The sequence below is a fragment of the Paenibacillus sp. XP01 genome (assembly GCF_057364885.1).
Window position 1 is genome coordinate 3,636,928 of record NZ_CP139481.1, and the last position, 25,716, is coordinate 3,662,643.

At 45.9% G+C, this 25,716-nt stretch carries 22 protein-coding genes; 5 read left to right on the forward strand and 17 right to left on the reverse strand.

Annotated features, from left to right (window positions below):
* Positions 1–425: 425 nt before the first annotated feature.
* From SNR34_RS16485 to SNR34_RS16515, 7 genes are all read right to left on the reverse strand, one after another.
* The gene (locus SNR34_RS16485; RefSeq protein WP_236412798.1) at positions 426–842 is read right to left on the reverse strand and encodes a helix-turn-helix domain-containing protein; all 417 of its coding nucleotides are present in this window, start codon (positions 840–842) and stop codon (positions 426–428) included.
* Positions 843–1,251: 409 nt separating this feature from the next.
* Positions 1,252–2,211, reverse strand: a complete 960-nt coding sequence (locus SNR34_RS16490) for an L-threonine 3-dehydrogenase (protein WP_486179634.1) — start codon at positions 2,209–2,211, stop codon at positions 1,252–1,254.
* A 37-nt stretch (positions 2,212–2,248) separates the two neighbouring features.
* Complete coding sequence (locus SNR34_RS16495) at positions 2,249–3,439, reverse strand: glycine C-acetyltransferase (protein WP_236412796.1); 1,191 nt, start codon at positions 3,437–3,439, stop codon at positions 2,249–2,251.
* Between the two features lie 601 nt (positions 3,440–4,040).
* Positions 4,041–4,730: a metal-dependent hydrolase gene (locus SNR34_RS16500; protein ID WP_486179635.1), complete on the reverse strand. Its 690-nt coding sequence runs from the start codon at positions 4,728–4,730 to the stop codon at positions 4,041–4,043.
* A complete protein-coding gene (locus SNR34_RS16505; protein WP_486182472.1) occupies positions 4,727–5,968 on the reverse strand; it encodes a multidrug effflux MFS transporter in 1,242 nt (413 codons plus the stop codon). The genes SNR34_RS16500 and SNR34_RS16505 overlap by 4 nt, the downstream gene beginning before the upstream one ends.
* Before the next feature lie 153 nt (positions 5,969–6,121).
* On the reverse strand, positions 6,122–6,757 hold the full coding sequence (locus SNR34_RS16510; RefSeq protein ID WP_236412794.1) for an FMN-dependent NADH-azoreductase: 636 nt from the start codon (positions 6,755–6,757) through the stop codon (positions 6,122–6,124).
* 40 nt (positions 6,758–6,797) lie between these two features.
* Complete coding sequence (locus tag SNR34_RS16515) at positions 6,798–7,181, reverse strand: tautomerase family protein (protein ID WP_486179636.1); 384 nt, start codon at positions 7,179–7,181, stop codon at positions 6,798–6,800.
* A gap of 124 nt (positions 7,182–7,305) precedes the next feature.
* Here SNR34_RS16515 and SNR34_RS16520 point away from each other — a divergent pair, with 124 nt between their 5' ends.
* Positions 7,306–9,834, forward strand: a complete 2,529-nt coding sequence (locus SNR34_RS16520; RefSeq protein ID WP_486179637.1) for a helix-turn-helix domain-containing protein — start codon at positions 7,306–7,308, stop codon at positions 9,832–9,834.
* A gap of 781 nt (positions 9,835–10,615) precedes the next feature.
* On the opposite strand, the gene SNR34_RS16525 is transcribed toward SNR34_RS16520, so the two are convergent.
* The 3 genes from SNR34_RS16525 to SNR34_RS16535 form a co-directional block, all read right to left on the reverse strand.
* On the reverse strand, positions 10,616–12,013 hold the full coding sequence (locus tag SNR34_RS16525; protein WP_486179638.1) for a catalase: 1,398 nt from the start codon (positions 12,011–12,013) through the stop codon (positions 10,616–10,618).
* Positions 12,014–12,187: 174 nt separating this feature from the next.
* Entirely contained in the window at positions 12,188–12,328 is a 141-nt protein-coding gene (locus SNR34_RS16530) for a hypothetical protein (RefSeq protein ID WP_236412786.1), read from the reverse strand.
* A gap of 102 nt (positions 12,329–12,430) precedes the next feature.
* Entirely contained in the window at positions 12,431–13,249 is an 819-nt protein-coding gene (locus SNR34_RS16535) for an alpha/beta fold hydrolase (protein ID WP_486179639.1), read from the reverse strand.
* A gap of 398 nt (positions 13,250–13,647) precedes the next feature.
* Here SNR34_RS16535 and SNR34_RS16540 point away from each other — a divergent pair, with 398 nt between their 5' ends.
* A complete protein-coding gene (locus SNR34_RS16540) occupies positions 13,648–14,082 on the forward strand; it encodes an Rrf2 family transcriptional regulator (protein WP_236412784.1) in 435 nt (144 codons plus the stop codon).
* A gap of 54 nt (positions 14,083–14,136) precedes the next feature.
* Here the strand turns inward: SNR34_RS16540 and SNR34_RS16545 are convergent, their stop codons facing one another.
* The 7 genes from SNR34_RS16545 to SNR34_RS16575 form a co-directional block, all read right to left on the reverse strand.
* Complete coding sequence (locus SNR34_RS16545; RefSeq protein ID WP_486179640.1) at positions 14,137–14,499, reverse strand: VOC family protein; 363 nt, start codon at positions 14,497–14,499, stop codon at positions 14,137–14,139.
* Positions 14,500–14,917: 418 nt separating this feature from the next.
* Complete coding sequence (licT, locus tag SNR34_RS16550) at positions 14,918–15,769, reverse strand: BglG family transcription antiterminator LicT (protein WP_486179641.1); 852 nt, start codon at positions 15,767–15,769, stop codon at positions 14,918–14,920.
* Between the two features lie 17 nt (positions 15,770–15,786).
* On the reverse strand, positions 15,787–17,229 hold the full coding sequence (locus SNR34_RS16555) for a glycoside hydrolase family 1 protein (protein WP_486179642.1): 1,443 nt from the start codon (positions 17,227–17,229) through the stop codon (positions 15,787–15,789).
* A 59-nt stretch (positions 17,230–17,288) separates the two neighbouring features.
* Positions 17,289–19,241: a beta-glucoside-specific PTS transporter subunit IIABC gene (locus tag SNR34_RS16560; protein WP_236412780.1), complete on the reverse strand. Its 1,953-nt coding sequence runs from the start codon at positions 19,239–19,241 to the stop codon at positions 17,289–17,291.
* A gap of 405 nt (positions 19,242–19,646) precedes the next feature.
* Positions 19,647–19,985, reverse strand: a complete 339-nt coding sequence (locus SNR34_RS16565) for an MmcQ/YjbR family DNA-binding protein (protein ID WP_236412779.1) — start codon at positions 19,983–19,985, stop codon at positions 19,647–19,649.
* Between the two features lie 25 nt (positions 19,986–20,010).
* On the reverse strand, positions 20,011–21,339 hold the full coding sequence (locus SNR34_RS16570; RefSeq protein WP_486179643.1) for a replication-associated recombination protein A: 1,329 nt from the start codon (positions 21,337–21,339) through the stop codon (positions 20,011–20,013).
* 13 nt (positions 21,340–21,352) lie between these two features.
* Positions 21,353–22,186 (reverse strand): AraC family transcriptional regulator, encoded by an 834-nt coding sequence (locus tag SNR34_RS16575; RefSeq protein WP_486179644.1) that lies wholly within the window; start codon positions 22,184–22,186, stop codon positions 21,353–21,355.
* Positions 22,187–22,454: 268 nt separating this feature from the next.
* On the opposite strand from SNR34_RS16575, the gene SNR34_RS16580 reads away from it, so the two are divergent.
* The 3 genes from SNR34_RS16580 (at position 22,455) to SNR34_RS16590 (ending at position 25,584) form a co-directional block, all read left to right on the forward strand.
* Positions 22,455–23,300, forward strand: a complete 846-nt coding sequence (locus SNR34_RS16580) for a radical SAM protein (RefSeq protein WP_486179645.1) — start codon at positions 22,455–22,457, stop codon at positions 23,298–23,300.
* Between the two features lie 51 nt (positions 23,301–23,351).
* Positions 23,352–23,921 (forward strand): 3'-5' exonuclease, encoded by a 570-nt coding sequence (locus tag SNR34_RS16585; RefSeq protein ID WP_486179646.1) that lies wholly within the window; start codon positions 23,352–23,354, stop codon positions 23,919–23,921.
* 193 nt (positions 23,922–24,114) lie between these two features.
* Positions 24,115–25,584: a carboxylesterase family protein gene (locus SNR34_RS16590; RefSeq protein ID WP_486179647.1), complete on the forward strand. Its 1,470-nt coding sequence runs from the start codon at positions 24,115–24,117 to the stop codon at positions 25,582–25,584.
* Positions 25,585–25,716: the final 132 nt, after the last annotated feature.

Here is a 25,716-nt window from a genome sequence, read left to right on the forward strand (position 1 = left end):
AGGATGGCGGAACTGCTGCGCGAACCGGCGTATCAGTCTATAACTTTATTTACTCGGTATAAAACATTATTCTGCAGTCTACTAGTTTATTTGCTTTGAACTGTCGTAGGGAATAAGCAAAAGCCGAACCCGTCTTTTGAACAGGGTTCGGCTTTCTTATTTACGTGCCGGAAGCTAGGTGCATGTATCCTTTGTTTACTGGTATTTTGCGTACTCATCTTTTAACCAGAGCTTATTGTTCTCACGATGTATTGCTCAGATTCAGTTGATATTTCACCTTTATTAATACATGACCACCCGTGTTTAACCTCTCATCGTGTCAGTTGTCCATAACAATGTGAACATTTTCATGTATTGTTGTAACTTAATGAAGTTTTAAGTGCATGTGATCAATGTTTAGATATACATCAAATCGGCACATCGGGCTAACCCTGGTTAGCTTTCCATGGCATATCTTCAAGGTTAACGCCAAACTTCTTTTCTACCTCAAGAATAATCGCCCCATCATCATTTTCCGTAATTCTATGACCCAGCAATACAGGGAATTTTTCGCTTGAGAATTTTTTTACCAACGATTCAGCTTCTTCCCGGCTAGGAACTTCAAATGTTTCAACGGTTTTAAGCAATTTCATGTTATTATTTCCTCCTTCTATTCCTAACAAATAGTCTGTTGTAACTCGGAAATACCTTGCAATTAAGGGCAGCATTTCTAAGTCAGGATAATTAGCGGATGTCTCCCATCTTGAAATTGTCTGAACCGAAACGGCTAGAGCATTGGACAGTTGCTCTTGGGTAATACCACTTTTCAACCTTAGTTTTCTGATGATCGAACCAATCTTCATGTTTGCACCCCTAAAGCGAATTTCTTACGTTACATTTAGATTTTACTGTTCAAGGAAATGTATAACCAGCACTTAAACCGAGAACAAACTTAACAAGTATGTTATGTTAAGTCTTTTATTTGAATTAATCGGCTCGTTATCGCAACGAAGGCAGCCGATCTTTGTGGTCGGCTGTCTTCGGGGCATCATTAAGCTATATTTCACCCGACAGCTTAACCGTCAAGTTCAGCGACTTCAATGGGAATATGTCCTTGTCCCTCGACATTCTTCCAGCCCCTACTATTTCTCCTCACGGAAATGGAGGATGAAAAAAGAAGCTGCAACAAAAGGTCCGGGTAATGCCAAACCTCCTCTTGATGCAGCTTCTTTTGTACTTCTACTCGTTTTGCACAGCGAATTCATAATAACTTTAAGCTTTGCGAAGCATTTGTCTCTCGCTTAGCTGTGAAAGCATATCCTTCGTCATGGCCTTCAAGTCGTAGCGTGCATGAAATCCCCATTCTGTTTTCGCTGCCGTCGCATCAATGGAATGCGGCCAGCTATCGGCTATCGCCTGTCTCTTAGGATCAACGTCATAATCGAGGATAAAGCCGGGAAACTCCTCCCGAATCGCTGCAGCGATCGCCTCCGGATCCACGCTCATTGCGGTGACATTAAATGAGTTTCGGTGAATCAACCGGGAAGAATCCGCTTCCATTAAATCAATGATAGCATTCAGGGCATCCGGCATATACATCATGTCCATGCTTGAGTCTTTGGCGATATAAGATGTATACCGGCCAGCCGTCACGGCTGCGTAATAAATTTCCACCGCGTAATCCGTCGTTCCTCCGCCGGGAGGCGTCATATAAGATATTAAACCTGGGAATCGTAGCCCCCTAGTATCCAGGCCGTATTTATGAAAATAATAATCACAAAGCAGTTCGCCGGACACTTTGCTCACGCCGTACATCGTATTGGGCCTCTGAATCGTATCCTGCGGGGTATTGTATTTCGGGGTCGTAGGGCCAAAAGATCCAATGGAGCTTGGAGTGAACAATCTGCAGCCGAGCTCTCTGGATATTTCAAGTGCATTCATCAATCCGCCCATATTCAAATTCCAGGCAAGCAGGGGTTTCTCCTCTGCGGTAGCCGAAAGCAGCGCAGCCAAATGAATGACGGTATCAACTTCGTACCGCTTGGCGATTTCGAACATCGCCTTATCATTCGTCACGTCCAGCAGCTCGAATGGTCCGGATCGGGTAATTTCGTGGGCTGATGACCGGAGATCCGTAGCAACGACGTGATCCGCACCATAAATCTCACGCAATTTAACAACTAACTCAGAACCGATTTGGCCCAGTGCTCCGGTCACCAATATCTTTTTCATAAGACATTCCTCCCGAAATATACTCCCGCGAATGCATCTAAATCAGCTTCATTTCCTTACCAACTTTCTCATAAACGGAGATCACCTGGTCAAGCATCTCCTTGGTATGGGCAGCTGTCGGCATGTTGCGTATTCTACCGGTTCCTTTCGGAACTGTCGGAAACAGGATTCCCTTGGCGTAAACGCCTTCTTCATAAAGCCGTTTGCTGAACTGTTGGGTGGTTACTTCATCGCCAATGATACAAGGTGTGATCGGCGTTTCGCTTTGGCCTACATCATATCCAAGCCGGCTCAAGCCATTTTTCAAATGATTGCCGTTCCCCCACAGCTTCTCGATCAACTCTTTGTCGTTCATCAAAATGTCGACAGAAGCGCTACAAGAAGCGATTGCAGCCGGAGGTAGCGATGTCGAGAACAGAAACGGACGGCTTCTTAGCTTCAACCATTCGATCAGTTGTTTTTTACCCGCCACATAACCGCCGACAACGCCGATCGCCTTGGAAAGAGTACCAATCTGAAAGTCAATGCGGTCGGACAATCCAAAATGCTTTACGGTTCCCGCACCTGCTCCGAGAACGCCCGAACCGTGGGCATCATCCACATAAGTAATCAGATCGAATTCTTCCGCTATTTTCACGATTTCGGGCAGCTTTGCTATATCACCATCCATGGAGAAAACCCCGTCGGTGATGACCATAATTTTATGGTACTGACCGGATTCCTTGGCCTCTTTCGCCTGCTGTCTTAAATCATTCATATCCGAATGCTTAAAGCGAATCACCTTGGCTCTCGACAGGCGGCACCCATCAATAATTGAAGCGTGGTTCAGCTCATCGGATAAAATCGCATCATGCTGGTCCATTACCGCGGATATAGCAGCCATATTACAGTTAAATCCCGATTGATACACGATAACGGCTTCCGTTTTTTTGAAACGGGCCAGTTTTTCTTCAAGCTCAATATGAAGATCCATCGTACCATTAATTGTTCTCACAGCCCCTGCGCCTGCCCCATATGTCTGCGCCGCCTTAACTGAAGCATCAATCAGGCGGTCATCTGTTGCCAGTCCCAAATAGTTATTAGAAGACAAATTGATTAGGGACTTTCCGTCGATACGAATAACAGGACCATTTGCACCCTGCAGCGTATCGATGACGTTATATAGACCTTTAGTCTTTAGATTTTCGATGTTCGAATTTAAAAATTGGTCCAATGCTCGACTTGACATTCAATTCCCTCCTTGATATACGTTTGTACTCGTACAGGAGACATGTAATTCTACGAAAAACCTTTTTATAAAAGGGTTTAGACTAATTTCAATGTAGCATCTTTTTTATTTTTTGTACACATGTGAAGGACATAAAAATAAAAAATCCGCAAATAAACATAGCGATTGCTTCCCCCATCCCCGGAAACAATCGCTACTAAATCCTTGTTTGTATTTTTTGCTGCTCGGTAACTTCTTGTGCAGCCATTATTTCTTTTGCTTATTCCTTTACATCATTCGATTTACCCGAATTCAAACGGTATTCTTCCGTGGCAAACGTAATAAGCTGAGTCCGTACGGAAGCACTTGCCGAGGTTAGGCTCTCCTGACCGCTATAGCTACATAGCTACAAACTCCTTAAGGTGCTAGCATTCCCCATGCCATCAGCACTGTTCGGATCATCATGTTCGCCTGCAGCACTCGGAACAAAAACTTGTACCGATAACATAAAAAAGCCGCTATAATTATAGCGACTTCAACCGGACTATGTTCTTGTCCGATAGCATCCCAATCATACAGAGCGACGGCTGTGAAATGTTTCCCTCCGGTGTCTTATCGATGTTTAGGATGACAGATGGATAGCTTCTCCCGGTTCAAGGACGACCCCTACTCCATCCTCAAGGAGCGAGACGAAGTAATGCGGGTCTTGTTGAATGTACGGAAACGTATTGAAGTGGATCGGCACAACTTGTTTGGCTTGAAGCCAATCTGTGGCTACGGCCGCGTCTTCCGGGCCCATCGTATGGTTGTCGCCAATCGGGAGAAAAGCCAGGTCAATGTCATTGCGTTCCCCAATCACTTTCATGTCGTAAAAAAGGCCCGTGTCACCTGCATGGTATATTGTTTTGCCTTCGGCGGTGAACAGAATTCCGGTAGGCATTCCCGTATAGATAATGGTTCGGGTCTCAGGGTTAACATAACTGGAGCTATGGAAAGCCTGAGTCAGCTTCACTTTACCAAAGTCGAAGGTGTACGCCCCGCCGATACTCATGGCATGGGTTCTCACTCCCTCCCATCCGAGCACATCTGCCAGCTCTGCCGAGGCAATGACCAATGCGTTGTTTCGTTTCGCAATGTCTACCGTATCCCCTACATGATCTCCGTGGCCGTGGGTTAACAGGATTACGTCTGCTTGTATACTGGCCGCATCCAGATCGGTATTTGCGTTGCCTGTAATGAACGGATCAATCAGGATGGTAGTGCCGTTTGTTTCGATTTTTACAACAGAATGTCCATGATAGGATACTTTCATTTGTATTCCCCCTTTGATGAAATTGCTGATGCCGGGTTTCTTCGGATTAACGTGAGGTAACAGATGACTGCGGCGATATTGGATAACGCGATGACCGTTCCCATAGGGATGGCTGATTGACCTCCTCCGATCCCGGTAAGAGGTGCAGCGAGTCCGCCCAGCACGAATGAGATCAGGCCTAACAGCGCGGAAGCGCTCCCGGCGGCTTGTCCATAGTTCTGCATCGCGAGGGAGAAGCCAGTCGTAGTTACGACGCCGACGCTGGATACTACGAAAAATAGCGGCACTAATACCGCGTATAACCCCCCACCGCTCAATAACACCCCGAATAACGCCAAGCTGCTAATGGTTGCAAGCATAATTCCACTGACGAAAAGTGTATACCCGCTTATTTTGCCGGACAGCCTACCCGTAACTTGCCCAGCGATGATCAAACCAACCCCATTCAGCGCGAACAAAATGCTGAACAATTGCGGCGAAGCACCGAATAGGTCTTGAATTACGAACGTGGAGCCTGAAATATACGCAAACATCGCAGCCAGAACGAAACCTTGTGATAAGGCGTAACCCATAAAGATCCGGTCCCGAAGCAGGGTTCGGAACGTAACAATCGTCTCCTTCCAGCCGCCCTTCACTCTGTCCTTCTCTGGCAATGTCTCTTCCAGAGTGGTGAAGACTGCAACGAACAGAATCGCAGCAATAAGACTTAACGCTACGAATACGCCCTGCCAGGAAGCCACCCGCAGGAGCTGCCCGCCGGCAATCGGCGCAAAGATTGGACCGGCCCCGTTCACCAGCATCAGGAGTGAGAAAAACCGGGTCAATTCGGTCCCTGAAAAGAGGTCCCGCGCCACCGCCCGGGAAATCACTACGCCGAAGCTTCCAGCCAGACCTTGTACAAACCGCAACGCGATAAATGACCAGATGGCCCCGCTTAAGGTACACCACACGGATACGGCGATATACAGGAATAACCCCACAAGCAGCGGCCTGCGCCGTCCGTGCATATCGCTCAGCGGACCGGCTGCCAGTTGCCCGAACGAGAGTCCCAACATGCAGGCAGTCAAGCTAATCTGCGCCATGGCAGGTGATGCCTGCAAATCGCTGGCTAATGTCGGCAGCGCGGGCAAATACATGTCCAGGGAGAACGGGGCGAGCGCAGCCAAAGCACCCAATATGACCGCCACCCCCGCTCGTTTCCCCGCTTTCAGCCCTGCTTGTGCCTGAAGCTCTGTCATGCTCTTCCCCTCCTTGAATTCACCAAATACGCCTTCGATTCGAACGCCCATGAACACCTCCATGAGGATGCCCATCCAATGCTCGTATACCGGGTGAGCGATGGATGGGCAAAATGTTGCGAAGCATATTCAGCGTGTTATCTGAATGTAGTCTTAGAAGTTTTTGGCGGCTATGCGTGCTTTCTCGATCGCTTCGGCTTTGATTTGTGGAGCGCGGTCTCCTGCAGTGGACACTCCTTCAATAAACAGATTATCGAAATCGGTGATGCCTACGAAGTTCAGGACGGTTTTCAAATGACGGCTGCCGTTCTCCCGGTCCGCCACAGGTCCTTCCGAGTAAATGCCGCCGGTAGCCTGGATATGGAATGCTTTTTTGTTTTCAAGCAGGCCAACGGGACCGTTCTCTGTGTATTTGAAGGTTTTGGCTCTGACGCAGAAGGAATCAATGTATGCCTTCATTACCGGAGGGTAAGAGAAGTTCCACATAGGTGTTACGAACACATACTTGTCTGCAGCAACGAATTCATCAAGCAATGTATTCAACTGAGTTAATTTGAGTTGTTGCGCGGCAGTCAATTGATCAAACGAACCACCATTTTGAAGGGTTCCCCAGGCTTCCCATACGTCAACGTCAATTTGGGGAATGTCGCGCCGATACAAGTCTACATGGACTACTTGATCTCCCGGATTGCTTTCTTTGTAAGCTTGAACGAATTGCTCTCCGACGGAAAGACTGTAAGATGCTTCAACGCTGCCGGGATGGGCAGTTATATAAAGTACAGTTGACATAATTAAAACTTCCTCTCATCATTAAGTTTAGTTTGTGAAATTACACGATAAATGGAGCGATGCCGTTACCATAAGACCAGTTTTCTTTGGTGACCTCAACCAGATTGATGAACACATCTTCCGTTCTGATGCCGCACTGCTGATGAAGCTGCTCGGCTAATACCTCATAGAAGTCTTTCTTCACTTCTGCTGATCGGCCAGCATTCAGCGTGACCTGAACGATTAGAAAACCGTTACTTCTATCAATATCCAGGCAATTCGGATCAAAGCTGAAATTGTCACGTTCAAGTTCTTCTACAATCAGAAAGCGATCGTTCTGGGGGACATGCAGCTTGTCCACAATCGTCTGCAAGACGACCTCGCCAATACGGGCTTTCTCTTCGCTGGAGCGACCCTTCAATGTGGTAATGCGAGTCAATGGCATGTGTGTTACCTCCTCGTTGTTGTTGATATGGCTAATTATATCTGTTAGAATCCAGAACACGAATGTACATAAGTTCGTGTTTGTTCGTGTGAAGCTGCGGAAACTATGGAATTCAGGTGATAGGATGGAAGACGGGAAATTGCCAAAAGATTGGCCTCATGAATGGATCAAAAAAATTCGTTCCAGACCTGCCAGGCACGGCTTATCCAAACGGATGCGGCAAGTGGACCTGGCACGGCGGGTCGGTGTTGATCCACGAACGGTGCAGCAATGGGAGAATGGAGACCGCCTCCCCAGCGTGGGCAGTCTCAAACGAATGATCCAAGCGTTCTGCGAAGAAGGGCTTCTCCTGGAAGCCGATCCGCGTCATGAGGCTGAGGAGCTTTGGAATTCTGTAAAGCGCTTCTCGGAAGCGCGGTCAGCGACCTCACGGGAGTTTCCCGATTTCGACGCAACCTGGTTCGACACACTGGTTACTATGGAAGGGACAACACCGAAACCAATGATTGCCGCGCCGCAGGCTTCAATCGCGCCAGCACATCGGCTGCCCAAGCTCCCTACGCTCTTCGTTGGACGAAGTCTAGCCATGGCTGACTTGAAGGAACGGCTGAATGCTCACTCCCTGGTCTCTGTCGTGGGTCCCGGAGGAATAGGCAAGACGTCCCTTGCCGTTCAGGTGGCTTCAACGCTCGGGGGAACGTACCCGCAAGGGATATGGATGTTTGAATTCGGTTCTGTCAAAGAACCGCAAGACCTGGGACAACTGCTTCTGTCCACATTAAGGCTGCAGAACCAGGCAAACGGGACCGATCTTCAAACGATACTGGAGGCTTTGTCCGACCAGAAAGCACTCTTTATTTTTGATAACTGCGAACATGTCATTGACGCAAGCGCGTCTTTGGCTGAATCACTTCTTGCATTCGCGCCGGGGCTGACGATCCTCGCCACCAGCCGGGAACCACTCAATATTCCCGGGGAATCCGTCTATCGGCTTCCTCCGTTATCTTTTCCAGCGGACGAGCATTTGCTTGAGGAGATACCCGAACAGGAGATCATATCCTTTGAAGCCGTGCAACTTTTTTTGGAGCGGGCGCATATTGCTGCGCCCCAGTTTCAGCCCACATTGCAGAATCTCAGACTTGTTGGCTCTATTTGCAAAAAGCTGGAGGGAATCCCGTTAGCCATTGAGCTGGCGGTTGCCAGAATGAACATGCTGACACTGGAACAAATCACGGAACGCCTGGGGAATCTGCTGACCTTGCTGACAGCAGGCAAACGAACCGCTGTGACCCGTCAGCAAACGCTCAAATCCACAATTGATTGGAGTTATGAATTGCTGACCGGCAAAGAACGTCTCTTGTTGAGGCGGCTTAGCGTATTTGCGGGAGGGTTTACTTTGGAGGCGGCGGAAGAGATCTGCATCTGTGAGCCCGGAATGCCTGAGCGGGAAGATCGCATCACTCGCGAAGACGTACTCGACCTGTTGTCCGGTCTGGTCAACAAGTCTCTCGTTTCTATCGAGATCGGCGAGAATTACCGCTACATCCGCTACTTCATGCTGGAAGCTATCAAAGAATATGCAGGCGGAAAGTTGCAGAAAGAAACCGACAAGCATAAGAGCCATCAGCTTTCTGAACGCCATGTTCGTTATTACAGTCAATGTTTGGTCCGTGCGGAGCCCAAATTCAGGACTCACGAACGCGAAGCGTGTATTGATGAAGTACGGCAAGAATATGCGAACCTGCGTTCTGCCCTGGAATGGTCGTACTCTAACCCGCATGCCTATTCATTTGGACTTCACATGGCCTCAAACCTCTATTGGTTCTGGCTGCACGAAGGCAGGCTGAAGGAAGGATTGTTCTGGCTGGATCGCTTTCTGGATAATGAAACACACGAAGGACAGTCTGGCACCGATTCCGCAAAGGCTTTGCATGGACGTGGTGTCATTCAATTTATCCGTGGAAATGTTGAAGATGCCATGTATTCGGCGATCAGAAGCGTGGAACTCGCTCGCGATTTGGGAGAAAGCTCTCTCCTTATCTCCTCCCTTCGACTGCTCGCGTTTCTTCACATCAAACAGAAACGTCTTGAGGAAGCCGAACCGTTGGTACAGATGAGCATTGATATTGCTAGAGCCACGGGCGATTTGTGGAATTTAGCTTCCTCATTGCATGCTTACGGGAAGCTCCGATTAGGACAGCATAATTATTTTGAAGCGTCTAAGAGCCTGAATGAGAGTGTACATTTCTTCGAAGTCGTCCAGGACCAATGGGAAGTATCTGGTCCGTACGAAAGTCTGGGGTATTCCGCCCTGAAGCTTGAGCAGATTACTGCTTCTATTGAATATTTTAAAAAATGCATCGCCGCAAGCCAGATCTACAGAGGTTCTTGGATTCTATCGCGTGGTCTTGAAGGATTAGCCATTGCCTTATGTGCTAAGAAGGCCTTCACCGAATCTGCAATCCTTCTCGGAGCTGCTGAGAAAGGCCGCCAAAGCTCTGGCGGGGAGGCCATGCCCAATTTTCCCGCAGAGCATGAAGAGGTAATTCTTGATCTTCAGCATGTTTTTTCTGAGCAGGAATTGCAAGAATTGTGGAGCAAAGGTAAAGCAATGACACGTTCCCAAGTGCTTGCGTATTCACTGGAAATTTAGGTGATAAGCAAGAATAAGTGACGACCGTTTTCTCAAGATCATAATGAAAACGGTCGTCCACTTTTGCTAACTTTAATATTTTTGGATTCCACCTGACATTGTTGAGGGAAATATCAGCCGCCAAATGGAAATGGTATTGTCCCTTTTTTAAACATCATGAGTTCTAATTTTACAGGAAAGGTATATCCCATTGACTCTAACAACTTCATAGCTCCTTTATTTTGTTCATTAACCAGGGAATCCACTTCGTTTCGGTCATTCTTAATGTCTTTGCTCTTCTTTCCGCGTCATGCCAATGACATCGTGTCCAGCTTGGTACGAGTTGCGGCAGCAACAATCTCCCAATAACACCACTTGCACCAGCTACGAAAATATTTCATAAAAATTAAAACTATAATTCTCATTATTTCGAAAAACAAATAGGGCAGGAATGAACATACGTCATCCCTGCCCTTTTTAGAAACTGCCTAAAAAATATTTATATCAATTATCCGTAATAACGATTAAGATCAAAAAAATCATCAAAATAAACTCGGGCCAAGGATTACAATACACTTCAAAACCGTTCAACTGCAAGCCGGCGCACAACCAGGACTGATTCAGAAGAGACTAAACAACCGTTCCCCGGTGGAATACCGAGAAATGGCCGCAGCTTGAATGTTGTCTTTTTAAAGTGTCTACTTGACAGGGTTATGACCAAATAGCGATTTTTAATGGGAATATGTTCTTGAACCCCGACAATTGATCGACCCCATTCTCCTACTTCATGAAATTGCGTAAATCATCCCTTCTTCGGTGCGGCGATCTGACGCGCTACCCTCTCGGCTAATGTTGCATTCGCCTGGGATAAATAGCCTAACACCACCCTTTGAATCTCATGAGAAGCGGCCGATAAGTCATCAGCGAGGTTTTGAACAAGATGATCCTGCTGAACTTGCGTTAGCGATTCGTAGAATTCTCCCGCTTGCGTGAAATTATCGGGCTGTGGAATATCGGATCGAACGATCCGGCCGGCTACATAGCGCCCTGTCCCACTCGTTACCTGTTCAGTCGGTGACCAGTTTGTTTGATGGTTAATCGGAATTTTACGGAAATCCGATCCAAGGCGATGCCGCTGTGAATCCCAATAAATATTGCTGCGGCCTTGCAGCATTTTATCATCGGACAGCTCGACACCATCCAGAAGATTAGAAGGAGAGAATGCCAGTTTCTCGACCTGCTCCTGATAATTCGTTGGGTTCGTATCCAATACGAGTCGACCAACTGGCAGCAGCGGGAAATGACGTACATCCCATACTTTCGTGTCATCCAACGGATCGAACGACAGCATTGCCTCATCCTGTGGGTTCATCAACTGCACATACAGCCCGTATTGGACTGGTGTGCCTTTGGCAATCGTATCATATAGATCTTTACCCGAATAATCGGGGTTCTCGCTGGCCAAACGAGCCGCTTCTTCCGCATCGATATATTGCTCTCCAGCCAACGGAATCCAGCGATATTTGACATAGAAGCGATCGTTCTGTGCATTTTTCCAAACATAGGTGTTAACACTGTGTCCTGGCATATGGCGGAGACTCTTGATCGTCCCTTCGTCCGAGTACAATCGTACAACGAAATGGGTTGCCTCTGGTGCTCTAGCAACGAAACCCCAGAATCGATTGGGATCGATGAGATTGTTAACGGGTGATGGCAGGAAAGCACGGATGGACTCAGGGAACCGGATCGGATCTCGTACGAGGAACACAGGGATATGATTACAGAGCAGGTCGAAAACGCCTTGCTCGGTATAAAATTTCGTCGAGAATCCACGCACGTTGCGGGATGTATCCGGTGTCCCTTTGTTGCTGACCGCAAGTGAGAAACGAACGGTAACGGGTACCCGTTGTCCCGGCTGTTGCAGGAAGCACAGATTCGTATAAGCGGCCATCGAGTGGAGGGTTTCAAAATAACCAAAGGCTCCAAACCCCTTCACGTGAACCGGACGCTCTAATATCTTTTCGTGGACAAAGGTTTCAAGTGTTTCATGCAGCATGCTATCCTGTTCCAAAATCGGTCCCCGTTCCCCTACTGTCTGTGAATGGTATTCCGGCGACTGCTTAGCATGCCATTGTGATTGTACGTTCCCTCCCTGCCAGCTTCGACCGTTTGCCTGATGGTTAGCTTTGTTACCGTCCATTGATCCGCCCCCCATACCTACATTCTCGGGGATATATATGCATGGCTATGTACGAATATGACAGCATGTCATATTCGATGGCCGTGTCTCGAACTTACAACGAATAATACTGGGACGATCCCTGGTTTGAAACGACCATGCGTCTTATTCAGAACAGTGCCGAGTTAGGATGATTTAGGAGACAGTACGACATTCAACGGCCAGGTAACCCCCAGCTCCGTCCACATTCGGATCGGCTCCTTGGGACTGTACCTCTTTGAGGAAATTAATCGTCTTGGCAGAATCCCATAATTGATTGTTCTCCATACCTCCCATGAGAGATTTCTTCTCTGAAGGTACGTCTGGGAGATTCACTTTTTTCCCATCGACTTTGGCAACCAGATAACGTTCCCGTTAGTTTAATAGGTTAACATAAAACTAAAATCCATGCTCTGTTACTCTTTCAAGCCACTCACACATAAGAGACTCAAATAACAGAGGCTGTTCAATCTGAAGATTATGGCCTGCTCGGTCTAGTACAGCAAAGGTTGCTCTAGGATAATTGTCTAAAATTCTAAAAGCATCTTTGTAACCAACGACTGCATCTTGTCGCCCAAGAGTAAATACGGTTGGTTTATCGAAAACTAATTCATCGATATTTTTGGAAAATCCATAGTTTCTTTGAAGCTTACTAAGAAAATCGTAGTCAGCGATCTTACAACCGGCAATGATCTCCTCAGAATACCTTTTCCAATTATACTCATTGAGAACGACTTGATTTGCGCTAAAATCACTTATTTGCTCTTCACTTAAGGTGTCCAAAAACTCGCGATCACGATGAACAACCAAATGCTCGGGGACTTTCCTTCTTTTGTGATCGGGAATAATTAATGGACAAATCAGTGCAGCGCCACCAATACGATCTTTATGTTTATTAATTATTCCTCTTGTAATATATCCGCCGTATGATTCGCCTGCTATGAGATAATCTTGATTTGGGATGAAAGTTTCAATAAAATGTATAACTGCTTCCAGCATATCATCTGAATTACATATTTGATCGTAATCCTTTGTTTGCCCCATTCCAGGCAGGTCAAGATAAATGCGACGCCAACCGGGGATCTTTTCAAATATCGGTTCCATACATCCACTCATTAATCGATGGTCTGGCGAAAAACCGTGGATCATTATTATCGGTTTGCCTGTACCCATTTCCTCGTAATATATACGGGCATTCTTAACTTTACAATATGGCATACAGACTCCTCCAATTAACTATGTATAACTTGTTTAAATGAAGAAAAATCTTCATTGTTTAATCAAGCAGTTCTCCGTTTCCGTTACGTTGTGATTATACCCTCACATATTGCACATGTAAAGAACGTATGTTCCTGAATTCTTGTTTCTAGAAGCAGCTTGTGAAACTCCATTCCCAGTCAGCTTCATCTAAACCGGTTCCTGCACTACATTGAAGTAAAGATTCCCGTTAGCTTGGATGAAAGATCGTGTTCTTTTTTCATGCTAATTTCTTATCTGATGGGAATCATAATATGTTCGGAGGTGATCTTTGACCTACATGTTAACCTGCTGATGATGCCGTCGATTGACCTGTTCTTTAAATGAAACTATACTATTTAGCAAAGAAGGTGAGTAGATTGAAACAAATAAGTAGTCGCTTTTCGATGGCAGTCCATATTCTGTCCATGATCTCGCTGGACCCTCTATATAGTACAGGCGATCGAATTGCCCGCAGCATCAATAGTAACCCTGTAGTCATTAGAAGGATTATGGCCCAGCTCAAAAAAGCAGGTTATATTGAAACAAAACCAGGAGTTGCTGGGGCCTCTCTTCTGATATCTCCTGAAAAATTAACCCTACTGAATATCTTCCAAGCAGTCGAATCTGTGGATGGAAATCAGCTTTTCAAAATTCACAAGGATACTGACCCAAATTGTTCTGTAGGAATGAACATTGAATCCATTCTATTACCCCAACTCTCTAATGCACAGAAGGCTATGGAGCATGAACTAGCTTCTGTTACCCTAGCTCAGATTGTAGAGCAACTACGGATAAAGGCAAATGTAAAATAAAGCTACTCCTCTAATGGAGTAGCTTTATTTTACATTTTTTTGATTTGCGCCAAGTCAAACAGAAGCTTGCGCAGGCTCAACATATTCAATAAAACTACCGTCAGGATGTCGAACAAAAACGCTTGGACCAATAGGACCATGCTGATCTCTTACGATAAGGGTATTTTGTTTTTTTAATTCTATCTTCAATTCGTTCATGGAATCAACATACACCACTGCACGGAGTGACCTAGCAGGCTCCAAGGCCTCCGGACTTCCAGATACAATGACGTAAGGATATACTGTGGCTAAAGATAAGCCAGCCTCGGGAATATTCCACGTACGATCCATAGATCGGTTTGCAAGAGATTCATAATATGCAACGGTTGATTCCAATTGCTCGGTAAAAACGGGTATAAAATGATTTATGATTTTCATGTTAACCTCCAGTTTTTATTTTTATATATAACCATAATGGTTATAACTGATTTAGTTATATATAAATGTTTTGACCTTGTCAAGCTTTCAAAAAGGATCGACATGGTTAAAAATGATAGAAAGCGTTTCATGTTTCTCCTTTTGCTGGCAGGGTTTGGATAACTGAATCATCCACGGCCGCTCTGCCGGGAACGTAACCTATAACCGCACAGATGCTTACGACCAACATACGAATAACCATCCATTTAACAAGGTTATAGCACTGCTTCATTTCATTGCCTCCTGACTCGCTTAAATGTAGAATTTCGCGCAAAAATAAAAGACCGTTTCCCGGTAAAATACGAGAAAACGGCCATCGTTTTTCCTGTCTGCTATTCAAAAAATCCACTTGCCATAAGTAAACAATATAAACTTTGTTTTATAATCCTCCCTCGTCACATTGCTCCTCCTGTACAATTCGAGCAATGTGAATCATCAAATATAATAACTCCTCGTTCGATATGGAAATATCCAGCATGTTTTGAACGTAGGTTTTGATCATCTCCGCGCATTTGTATTCAAGCGGATGCTCCTTCACCATATGTTGAAACATAAAATCTTTCGCCGAATTGCCCAGTCGCCCTTCTTGTAAACGCTGGATGAAAAATTGCAAATGTGTAACGAGTCTCACATAATGGATGGAGTTTTTGTTCAATTGCATATCAAAGGTGTATTGGATAATGTTAAAAATATCTTTTAACATCTTAACGGATTGCATCGTGCGCTCCATATTCTGCTCATGTGTTTGGGCATTCACGAAATGAAAAGCGATATTCCCTGCTTCTTCTTCCGGCAGTTCAATACCCAGTTCCAGATTCAGCATCTGAACGGCTTCAACCCCCAGTTCGAATTCGACAGGATGAAACCTCTGGATCTCCCATAACATGCGATTCTGTAATGATACACCTTTTTTCCATCGTTCAATGGCAAACGACAAGTGATCCATAAGCGTAAAGAAGATTTGATCGTCAAGAGACAGCTTTTCTTTCGCATTGGTAATCAATTTGTTTATGACATTCACATGTTTTTCTGGCATGTTTTCGATAGTTCGTACGTAAGCCTGGGCAGACGGATTATTTTGCAGAATGAATCGTTTCTGGATGTGCTCCTCATCCAGTCGCTCGCCGACTTTGCCTTTGAATGCCAAGCCTTTTCCCATGACAATCATTTCTTGTCCCTGTTCATCTTTGGTCAGAAGCAAGCTGTTATTCAATATTTTGATTACTTTCATGCATTCATCACGATCCTTTATTCTTTCGTGACCGCCTGATCCGAATTACCGATACATCTGCCATTCTGTTTAATGACCTCCTGATACCACGAGAAGCTTTTCTTCTTCAAGCGCTTCAAGTCTTTCAGATCCTGTTCACCACGGTTTACATAGATCATGCCGTAACGTTTCCCATAACCTTGATGGGTGCTTACCACGTCAATAACGGACCAAGGGCAATAACCAATCACATCTACCCCATCCGTTAGAGCCAGTCTGATCTGTTCCAGGTGTTTCTCGATAAAATCAATCCGGTACGTATCGTTAATGGTGTAATCTGCCTCCAGTACATCCGGAGCTCCTATACCATTTTCCGTAATTAGAATCGGGAGACCATATCGTTCACATACCTTACGCAATGTTAGCCTTAGGCCAACCGGGTCAATGACCCAGCCATATTTCGTTTTTTCCGTATAAGGATTCTCCGCGGCCCGGTAGACTCCCTGCTCGCCAAGCATAATTTGCTGATCGCCCGCACGAGCTGTAACATCCGACGCATCGCCCGTACTGGCGGCAATGGTTGCCGTCGAATAATAATTGATTGCTACGAGATCAGGGCGGCCAGACTGGATATCTTCCATGTCGCCCTGCTCAATAACCGGCTCGATGCCACGTTCCTGCAAATAACTCCAGAATAATGGATTATACCGTCCCCACACCGATAAGTCGAGAAAACCCCATCCGCGAATCGTCTCCCAGTTATGTGCAGCGATTGCATCTGCTGGTCTGGAGGTTGCCTGATACATGGAAGTCATGTTTAATGCAGGACCGATTTTGCCTTGCGGGAGCATGGCATGAAATAGTCGCATCGTTCTGCCTTGAGCTACAAACATGTGATGATTTTGCTGGTACTGTTCCTTAGTGGAGGGCATACGGCCGCCCTTCGGTGTACCAATGGCACCTGGATGGAGAATCATCGTATTTTGCTCATTAATGGTCAACCAATATTTCACTTTATGCCCGTAATGCGTAAACAAGATACGCCCGTACTCGACAAAGGCATCGATCGTTTCCCGGTCGTTCCATCCTCCGGTTTTCTCAAGCTCGTAGGGTAAGTCGAAATGGTACATGGTCACAATGGGTTCAATACCATGGAGCAGCAATTCGTCAATCAATTGGTGATAAAAATCGAGCCCCTTCTCATTAACAGCTCCTGTGCCTGAAGGCAAGATTCGAGTCCATGCAATTGAAAAACGATATGCTTTGAGGCCCAGCTCTGCAAAAAGCTTCACGTCTTCTCTGAATCGGTGATAGTGATCGCTCGCAACCGTGAAATCGGCGGTTCCAGCCGGATGATCACACATATCGATTACGGACAGACCTTTGCCATCTTCGTTCCAGGCTCCCTCCACTTGATAGGCCGAGGTAGAGCCTCCCCACAGAAATTCATTGGGGAATGGTTTGATGTGTTGATATAACATCTCAAGCACTCCTTCATTTTAATGTTGATCAAGATATATGACGGGCCGTATTAAGGTTGTTACGAAAGGTGGATAATAGTCGCTCCAACCTCCACAGGACTCTGCTTCTCCAGCTTAATGTCCGGGAAACGATCCGAATTGGCGATAATGATCGGGGTTATGACTTCATACCCTTCTGCCTTGATGGCATCGATATCAAAGCTGATCAACAAGTCACCCCGTTTTACCCGGTCCCCCACTTTAATGGAAGAGTCGAAATGTCTCCCCTTCAGGTTGACGGTATCCACTCCAATATGAATGAGCACCTCTTCTCCATCATAACCATTTAATTTGACCGCGTGTTTGGAGTCCATGAAGGCCGTAACTTCCCCTGTGATCGGTGCATACAATTCTCCTTTGGCAGGAATAATTGCAGCACCTTTACCCAGTAATCCCAAAGAGAACACATCGTCTGGTACTCGGTCCAGATGGACTAATTCCCCTTGCATCGGGCTGGCGATCGTAAGTGGGCGTAATTCATTTTGGCCGGGTACATTTGCATTTGTTGCAGCAGACTGCGTGCCTGGATTGTTGTCTTTAACAGGTTCTTGGGAAAGCGTCTTGTCATCGTTAATGTTGGTATTTCCTTCTTCATCGTCTACTGGATCCTCAAAACCAATGATCCATGTCAGAGCAAAGGTAACGATAAAAGCGATCAGACAAGTCACAATAGCATGAACGATGTTCATCGGATTGCTGCCTATGAAGGCAGGCAAAGCGGCAAGTCCCGGAGAAACGAAGGCATAACGCACTAATCCGGTCAGACCGGCGTATATCCCTGCTACACCACCACCAATCATTGCGGCAATCAAGGGTTTTTTCAGTTTCAGCGTTACGCCGTACAACGATGGTTCCGTAATTCCCAGCACAGCGGTGAAACCGGATGAAGCAGCGAGCTGTTTCAGTTTTTTGTTTTTTGTTTTTAATGCTACAGCAAGCGTGGCCCCACCTTGAGCAATATTGGACGCGAGCATTCCCGGACCGTTGATCATTTCATATCCATTTTTGGTCAGTTGGCTTGTTGCAATCGGCGTCATTGCCCATGCAGTGCCTGTCACGATCAAGAACGGCTGCAAAGTTCCCATTAACAAAGGAATCAGCCAACTGGCTCTGGCATTAATCGCTTCTGCACCCATCGCAACCAGATCATTCAGGTACGTTCCGAAGGGCCCGATCGCCACCAAGGCAAGAGGTGCTGTAATCAATAGCACAATCATCGGTTTCGTGAAAAATTTGATCATTGAGGGCGATACTCGATCCGCGAAACGTTCAATATAAGACATGAGCCAAACGACAATAATAATTGGCAGCACGGAGCCTGCGTAATCGGTTAGTCGAACTGGAACACCGATGAAAAACACGTCTTTTCCTTCCGCCATCAAGGCGCTCCATCCCGGGTGTAACAAAACACCGGCAACTGTCATCGCCAGAATTGGACTTGTTTCGAACTTAATGGAAGCTCCATAAGCCAGTAGAATAGGCATGAAATAAAACGCCGCATCCGCAATGGTGTTAAGGATATAATAGTTTTGGCTTTCTGTAGTTACGAGGCCTGTCAGCACAAGTACGGCTAATATCGCTTTGATCATACCCGCGCCAATAATTGCCGGTATTACTGGAGTAAATGTCGTCGAGATGACGCTGATGAATCTGGAAATCCAGCTCTGTTTCTGCTTTGGTCCGTTATTTTGGCCGGAATCTGATTTGGACTCCGCACTTCGAGTTGCCGAACCCATCTGCTGAGTGATAACTCGGTAGACCTGCTGGACTTCATTGCCCACGACAACCTGGTATTGTCCACCATTGTTCACAACGGTAATGACACCTGGAAGAGCTTTGAGTTTTTCTGTCTCCGCTTTGGAGATATCATGCAGCTCGAACCGAAGTCGGGTTGCGCAGTGCGTAAGCCGAGCGATATTATCCTTCTTTCCAACCAATTCCGTAATCTCTTGTCCCAACTTGCGATAATCCATACCTTAGCCTCATTTCTGAATTTGGATATAAAAAAAGACCAAAACGATATGCCTTCCCCTACTCACATAAGGAAAAAGCAAAATCATTTTGGTCATGCCTGCTTTACCAGTAACAGCCAAATACTGCTAATATTCAATTCTTTATTGATGTAAACGTTTACTGGATCATAGTATCACACATTTATTCAGTTAGCAATCACTTCATACGACATTTTTCTTTATACCTAACCACTTATGTTTTACCTTTTATCGTGTCAGTTGTCCCGCTACAATGTGAACATCTTCATGTATTACGGTGCTTAATGAGTTTTTAAGTACATATACAAAGTACCCTCCTTTAAGCGTGCTGCGCGATCTCTCAGATCCAAATCGTTGTTGCGTAACATTGCAGAAAGGTCACATAAGTTATTTCACTTTACGTTTGGGTTTCGTCAGGTCAAAACTATGTTTTACCATATCGTGAAGATCATCCACCGGAAGGTTTCCATCTAAGATGATCGTATTCCAATGTTCTTTACTCATATGATATCCCGGCTTAACTTCTTCAAATGCGTTTCGGAGGAATTCAGATCGATCGGGATCACATTTCAAGTTAACGCAAAGATGACCATCTTTTTCAAATATTAACGCAAAGATCTTCTCGTTCCCTTTGTGGCGTATGGCTGTCCAACCTTCTCCAAAGGGATGGTCCTCATATGAGGCTGGATAAGATAAACAGTATTCTACGATTTCTTCTAATTTCATTGAGGTATCCTCCTATCTGTAAAGCCTATTCATGATTGGTGTTTTTCTTCTTGTGCCATGCTGTAATTTCTTCCATCCTTTGTTTAATTTTAAATTCAGACCCCTGTGTTGTCGGATGGTAATATTCGCGTCCGATCAGGGAATCTGGCATAGTCTGCATCGTTGTTAGCTTTTCTTCCGTGTCATGGGCGTACTGATACCCTTTACCATAGTTCAGCTCTTTCATAAGCTTCGTTGGAGCGTTCCGAAGTTGCAAAGGAACAGGTTCACTCATGGAATGTAGGGCATCTTTTTTCGCATAACGGTAAGCCAAGTAAGCAGAATTTGATTTGGGAGCCAGGGTCAGATAGATAACGGCTTGTGTTAGATGTACATCGCACTCTGGCATCCCTATGAATTGACATGCTTGAAACACCGAAACAGCGATTTCCAAAGCCCTATTGTCTGCCAGACCCACGTCCTCACTTGCAAACCTAACGAGCCTACGAGCAATAAATAAAGGATCTTCACCGGATTCCAACATTCGAGACAACCAATAAATAGATGCATTTACATCACTATTTCGCATGGATTTATGCAATGCAGAAATGATATTGTAGTGTTCTTCTCCATCTTTGTCATACAATAGTAATTTTCGATGAATAATTTGAAGCAGCCCTTCTTTGCTGATTTCAATAGCTTCAGCTTGTTTCTCTCCATTTAGCACAGCCATTTCTAAGGTGTTTAATGCCACTCTGGCATCGCCATTTGAATATTCCGCGATAGCAGATAGTACGCCCTCTTCAAAACCGATCTTTTGATCTCCGTATCCTCTAGGATCCAAAATCGCTTTTTTTAATAATTCAACAATATCTTCACTGCTTAATTGATGAAGGACAAAAACTTTGCTGCGGGATAACAAAGCTGAGTTAACTTCAAACGATGGATTTTCGGTTGTCGCGCCGATGAGAATAATGCTTCCTTTTTCCACATACGGAAGAAAAGCATCCTGTTGTGCCTTATTAAAGCGATGAATTTCATCGATGAATAGAAGGGTTTTCTCCCCTAATTGCCTGTTTCCCTCAGCTTCCTTCATTACATTCCGGATATCTTTAATTCCGCTGGTTACAGCACTAAAATCAATAAATTTAGACTTGGTTTGATTGGCAATAATTTTAGCTAGTGTAGTTTTGCCAACACCTGGAGGGCCCCAAAATATCATAGAAGACACTTGATCATTTTTGATCATATCCTGCAGAACTTTTCCAGGGCCAAGTAAATGTTTTTGTCCTATAAAGTCTTCCAACGATTGAGGACGCACACGATTAGCCAACGGTCGATCATGTTCATTATCAAATAATGTTCCTTGTATCACAGTATCACTCCATTTAAAGGTTCTGCTTTCGGAATTCGACAGGCGTATAGCCAGTTTCCCGTTTGAAAAATTTACTAAAATGAGTGGTTTCTTGAAAATTAAGCATTTCTGCAATGTCGCTAATCAAGTAATCTGTATGCATTAATAAACGTTTAGCTTCGAGACTAATTCGAGCGGATATGAAAGCTTTAGCACTTATTCCAACAGCTGCGACCGTAACCCGTGTTAACGTTTTTTCTGTGCAATTTAAAAGGGCGGCATAGTCACTAACATGATTTAACTTGGCAAAATTTTTCTCCACTAATTCTTGAAATTTTAAAAACTTTGGTGAGACCTGAGAAGGAGTAGAGATATTTTTTTGTTTATGAATAATGTTGAGCCAAGCTACAAATGCATAAAGCTGAAACCGTAACAATATATGAACATCTTCTTTAGCTACTTGAATTAAGGAGTCTTGAACCATTTGCTCGATCAACGTGTTTGCTCTCTGCAGCTCTGTATTATTTAGTGTTAAACCCTTAGGGGTTCTGCCGATATCAAACGTTAAATTCAGTTCATTCAACGTAAGTGAAGTAGGAAGAAGGAATTCCTCACGGAAAAGAATAACCCATCCATCCCAGTTCTCATCGTTTCCAAAATTATGGACTTGTCCAGGTGTTACGACTATCAAAGTTCCTTCCTTACAAGGGATGGGCTCAAAATCGATCCATTGAGTACATGTTCCTTCGGTGACACAAATGAGCATATAAAACTCATAACGATAAGTGATTTTCATACGTTCCTCTGGTGTTCGCTCTTTGAGAGAAGATACACTAAAAATCTCCAGATCGTAGGGGTAAGAAAACACGGGTTTATATTTAAGAGGTCTTATATTATTTTCCTGTTTGAATGAATGAACGATTACACGAACCTCCTTTAAGAGTATTTGACGAAGCGAAATGTCTGTAAAGTATCATTAAATTTCCCGTTTTTGCCTTCATCAAATCTGATAAATGACCTAAAATGATCATACCATAATATTGGGACGAAACAAAACAGGCAGTCAGTTCGCGTTACTTGGATTGATCTGATCGCTCTTTAATTTAGTATCAGCATCCGATATATGGGAGGCTAACATGCAGATTAACAGCATAACAGCAAAAAAAATCTTAACTGAAATGAAAGGAGATTCAAGTGTTGGTTTCACACATTCATTAAATCCTTATAGTGGTTGTGCTTTTGGATGCAGGTATTGCTACGTTAGGGAAATGCCTATTCAAAGGTACAGTGATACTCCATGGGGAGAATGGGTAAGCATCAAAACAAATGCGGCCGACAAATATCGGAATGAGATGGTCAATCTCCGCCGGAGAAATAAGTCCATTCATCTTTTTATGTCTACTGCAACAGATCCCTATCAACCACTGGAACGGAAGACGGAGCTAACACGCTCTATTTTAGAGGAAATGATCAAATACCCTCCGGATTTCCTTCAGATCCAAACACGAAGTCCTCTTGTCGTAAGGGATCTTCATTTATTACTTGAACTAAATCAAAAATGCGAGGTCCTTGTCTCTATGACTATAGAAACGGATCGGGAAGATATGAAACGATTGTTCGCTCCCCATGCTCCAGGTATTAAGTTACGCTTGAAGGCATTAAAAGAAGTGAATAACGTAGGAATCGCTACCCAAGCTTCCATTTCGCCTGTACTTCCATTCACACCCGATTTTCCTAAAACACTGGAGTCCATCGTTGATCGGATCTACATCGACACACTTAACATTGGAGATGGAACAAGGGGGAAACGTTCCGAGCGCTTAGGCATGCCATTTTTGTTTAAAGAGAACGAGTTGTCCGGATGGTATCAAATGGATATTCATCTTAGAGTGGAAAAGTATTTTAAAAAGTTTTTTCCGGAGGAAATGATATTCATTTCTTCCGATAAGGTTTATCCCTTAAAAGGAAAAGTGCTTGAATAGGCGGGGCCTATCCTTCTTTTAAGGTATGGGTAGATAAAGGAGAATGAGCCATTGAATTTTACAGCAATTGATTTTGAAACCGCAAACTTGAACCGATCGAGTGCGTGCTCTCTGGGTTTAGTTCAAGTTAGAGATGGGATTGTAACTGGTGAATATGAATGGCTAATTGATCCACAACAGCCGTTTAATCGAATGAATATGGCCATCCACGGTATTACACCCTCCATGGTTGACAAGCAACCTGTATTTGGAGAACTATGGACAACCATTGAACCACTAATATCCGGAGAAATTATCATTGCACATAATGCTGTTTTTGATATAAGCGTGCTGAGGTATTGCTTAGATGCCGCTGAAAATAGCTATCCTGAGATACAATATTTATGTACGTACAGAATTGGGAAAAAGCTGCTACAAGAGCTATCCTCCCATAAATTAAACATCATCTCTAACCATTTCGGAATTCGACTAAATCACCATAATGCGCTCGATGATGCCCGGGCATGTGCCCAAATTATGTTAAAGCTAATGGAACAGCAAGAGGAATGTGATCCGCTGCTTTTTGCGAAATCCTTGGGATTTCAGGCAGGATCACTGTATTCAGGTGGGTATACTCGGTAGCTGCGGCATTCAAGATATCTTCCCTCATGTTGGACGTGTACACACCAACACAGCATCCTTAATCACTCTAAGGCAGATGGGTTTGACTGACATGTCCCAAATATGTCATATCAGGTCTTGATTTCACCTTTTCTTATTATAAATAATGGCCTAAAATGATCATACCGCTTCACCTTTGAAAGGAGAAATACAAATGACACCTGACCATACTCTCAACGGAAAGAATCATCACACGAACAACACTGATACCGCCGGCCAAGCGGTCCGCTCCTGGCTAGGCATCCCCTACGCCAGTGCAGAACGCTTCCGCCGACCCATTTTGCTGCCGTTTAACCCGGCCTTGTCATACGACCAGAAGGGACCCGCCCCGCTCCAACCGGGCGACAATAGCTGGTTGGAGGCCGACAACGGTTTAAGCGAGGACTGCCTGAACCTCAACGTCTGGGCACCCGAAAACGCTGGCGACGAACCGCTCCCCGTAGTCGTCTACATCTACGGTGGCGGCTTCGAACGCGGCGCGAACACCCAGACCACTTCGAACGCCTCAGGTCTCGCCGCGACCGGCCGCGCCATCGGGGTGTCCCTGAACTACCGGCTCGGCCCGTTCGGTTGGCTCTCGCTCTCCCAATACGGCGGCGCGTTCGCGGATGCCACTAACCTCGGCCTGCAGGACATCATCACCGCGCTCAGATGGGTGCAGGAGAACATCTCTCGCTTCGGTGGCGACCCTCAGAACGTCACCGTCACCGGCCACAGCGCCGGCGCGTTCTCCTCGATAGCGCTCCTTGCAGCTCCGGCGGCCGACGGCCTCTACCAGCGCCTCGCTGCGTTCTCCGGCGGCGCATCCCGGATCGTTCCGGCCTGGTGGGCAGAAGAACTAGCGATCAAGTTTCTCACCGAACTCGGCATCGCGGACGAACCCGAACAACTGCTCACCCTGGATGGGAAGCTCCTCGCCGAGACGCTCGTTAAGATTAGCCCACGTGACATCGGCGACCGAAACGGCATCGACAACACGACGATTGGCATCGTGAACGACCACTCTCAGACCGGGGCTATTCTCGCAGACACGCCGCTGCGTGTCCTCGAATCCGGGCGTCACCGCGACGTCGACATTCTCTTTAGCACGGCGACGAACGAGGGGGACTGGTGGGTTATCAACGCGACCGAGCAGTTCGACCCGGGCAGCATCGACAACCTCGTTGACGAATTGGTAACGAAGTCGCGGATCCCTCGAAGCCGTGCTCGGCGCATCGTCGCCGCCTACGACGTCAACGGACGAACTCCTGTCGAAGTACGCGGGGCGCTCTTGACCGACTACCTCTATACCCTGCCCGCCGCCCGTGCGGCACTCGCCCACGCCGCTGCAGGCGGCAACGCCCACCTGCTCGCCGTTGGCCCTGTCGAGGGTGCGCCAGCCGTACACGGCACGGAGATGTACGGCATCGTCGGCCAGCAACGCCCCCGACATAGCGACGAGCAAGCCATCCGGGACACCTTCGTCCGCGACGCTCTCCTCGACTTTGCCGCAGGCAAGCACGATCGGCTTTGGAGCTCCGTGACCACGGAACCTGTCACACATGGGATTGGCAACCCACCATTCGACCCCACCGCCCATGCGGCCGAGGTCCTGCGCATCTTCGAGGGCATTGAACGGCCCTGAACGGCCCCAACGCGCACGGGGTCCCGCACCGATCCAACTCACTTAGCAGCGCCGGCGGCCCGCCACAGCACGTGAGAACAGCTTCATGAACAGGGAATTGACTATGAACATCGGTACAAGTTATTGTCCTTG

Excerpts from the sequence above, each read along its gene's own strand:
- SNR34_RS16565 (WP_236412779.1), bottom strand. The coding sequence starts at position 19,985 with ATGAAATTAGAAGAAATCGTAGAATACTGTTTATCTTATCCAGCCTCA.
- licT (WP_486179641.1), bottom strand. The coding sequence starts at position 15,769 with ATGAAAGTAATCAAAATATTGAATAACAGCTTGCTTCTGACCAAAGAT.
- SNR34_RS16530 (WP_236412786.1), bottom strand. The coding sequence starts at position 12,328 with ATGGGAGGTATGGAGAACAATCAATTATGGGATTCTGCCAAGACGATT.
- SNR34_RS16515 (WP_486179636.1), bottom strand. The coding sequence starts at position 7,181 with ATGCCATTGACTCGCATTACCACATTGAAGGGTCGCTCCAGCGAAGAG.
- SNR34_RS16580 (WP_486179645.1), top strand. The coding sequence starts at position 22,455 with ATGCAGATTAACAGCATAACAGCAAAAAAAATCTTAACTGAAATGAAA.
- SNR34_RS16545 (WP_486179640.1), bottom strand. The coding sequence starts at position 14,499 with ATGAAAATCATAAATCATTTTATACCCGTTTTTACCGAGCAATTGGAA.
- SNR34_RS16555 (WP_486179642.1), bottom strand. The coding sequence starts at position 17,229 with ATGTTATATCAACACATCAAACCATTCCCCAATGAATTTCTGTGGGGA.
- SNR34_RS16590 (WP_486179647.1), top strand. The coding sequence starts at position 24,115 with ATGACACCTGACCATACTCTCAACGGAAAGAATCATCACACGAACAAC.
- SNR34_RS16525 (WP_486179638.1), bottom strand. The coding sequence starts at position 12,013 with ATGGACGGTAACAAAGCTAACCATCAGGCAAACGGTCGAAGCTGGCAG.
- SNR34_RS16495 (WP_236412796.1), bottom strand. The coding sequence starts at position 3,439 with ATGTCAAGTCGAGCATTGGACCAATTTTTAAATTCGAACATCGAAAAT.
- SNR34_RS16535 (WP_486179639.1), bottom strand. The coding sequence starts at position 13,249 with ATGCCATATTGTAAAGTTAAGAATGCCCGTATATATTACGAGGAAATG.
- SNR34_RS16485 (WP_236412798.1), bottom strand. The coding sequence starts at position 842 with ATGAAGATTGGTTCGATCATCAGAAAACTAAGGTTGAAAAGTGGTATT.
- SNR34_RS16520 (WP_486179637.1), top strand. The coding sequence starts at position 7,306 with ATGGAAGACGGGAAATTGCCAAAAGATTGGCCTCATGAATGGATCAAA.
- SNR34_RS16560 (WP_236412780.1), bottom strand. The coding sequence starts at position 19,241 with ATGGATTATCGCAAGTTGGGACAAGAGATTACGGAATTGGTTGGAAAG.
- SNR34_RS16510 (WP_236412794.1), bottom strand. The coding sequence starts at position 6,757 with ATGTCAACTGTACTTTATATAACTGCCCATCCCGGCAGCGTTGAAGCA.
- SNR34_RS16500 (WP_486179635.1), bottom strand. The coding sequence starts at position 4,730 with ATGAAAGTATCCTATCATGGACATTCTGTTGTAAAAATCGAAACAAAC.
- SNR34_RS16490 (WP_486179634.1), bottom strand. The coding sequence starts at position 2,211 with ATGAAAAAGATATTGGTGACCGGAGCACTGGGCCAAATCGGTTCTGAG.
- SNR34_RS16505 (WP_486182472.1), bottom strand. The coding sequence starts at position 5,968 with ATGACAGAGCTTCAGGCACAAGCAGGGCTGAAAGCGGGGAAACGAGCG.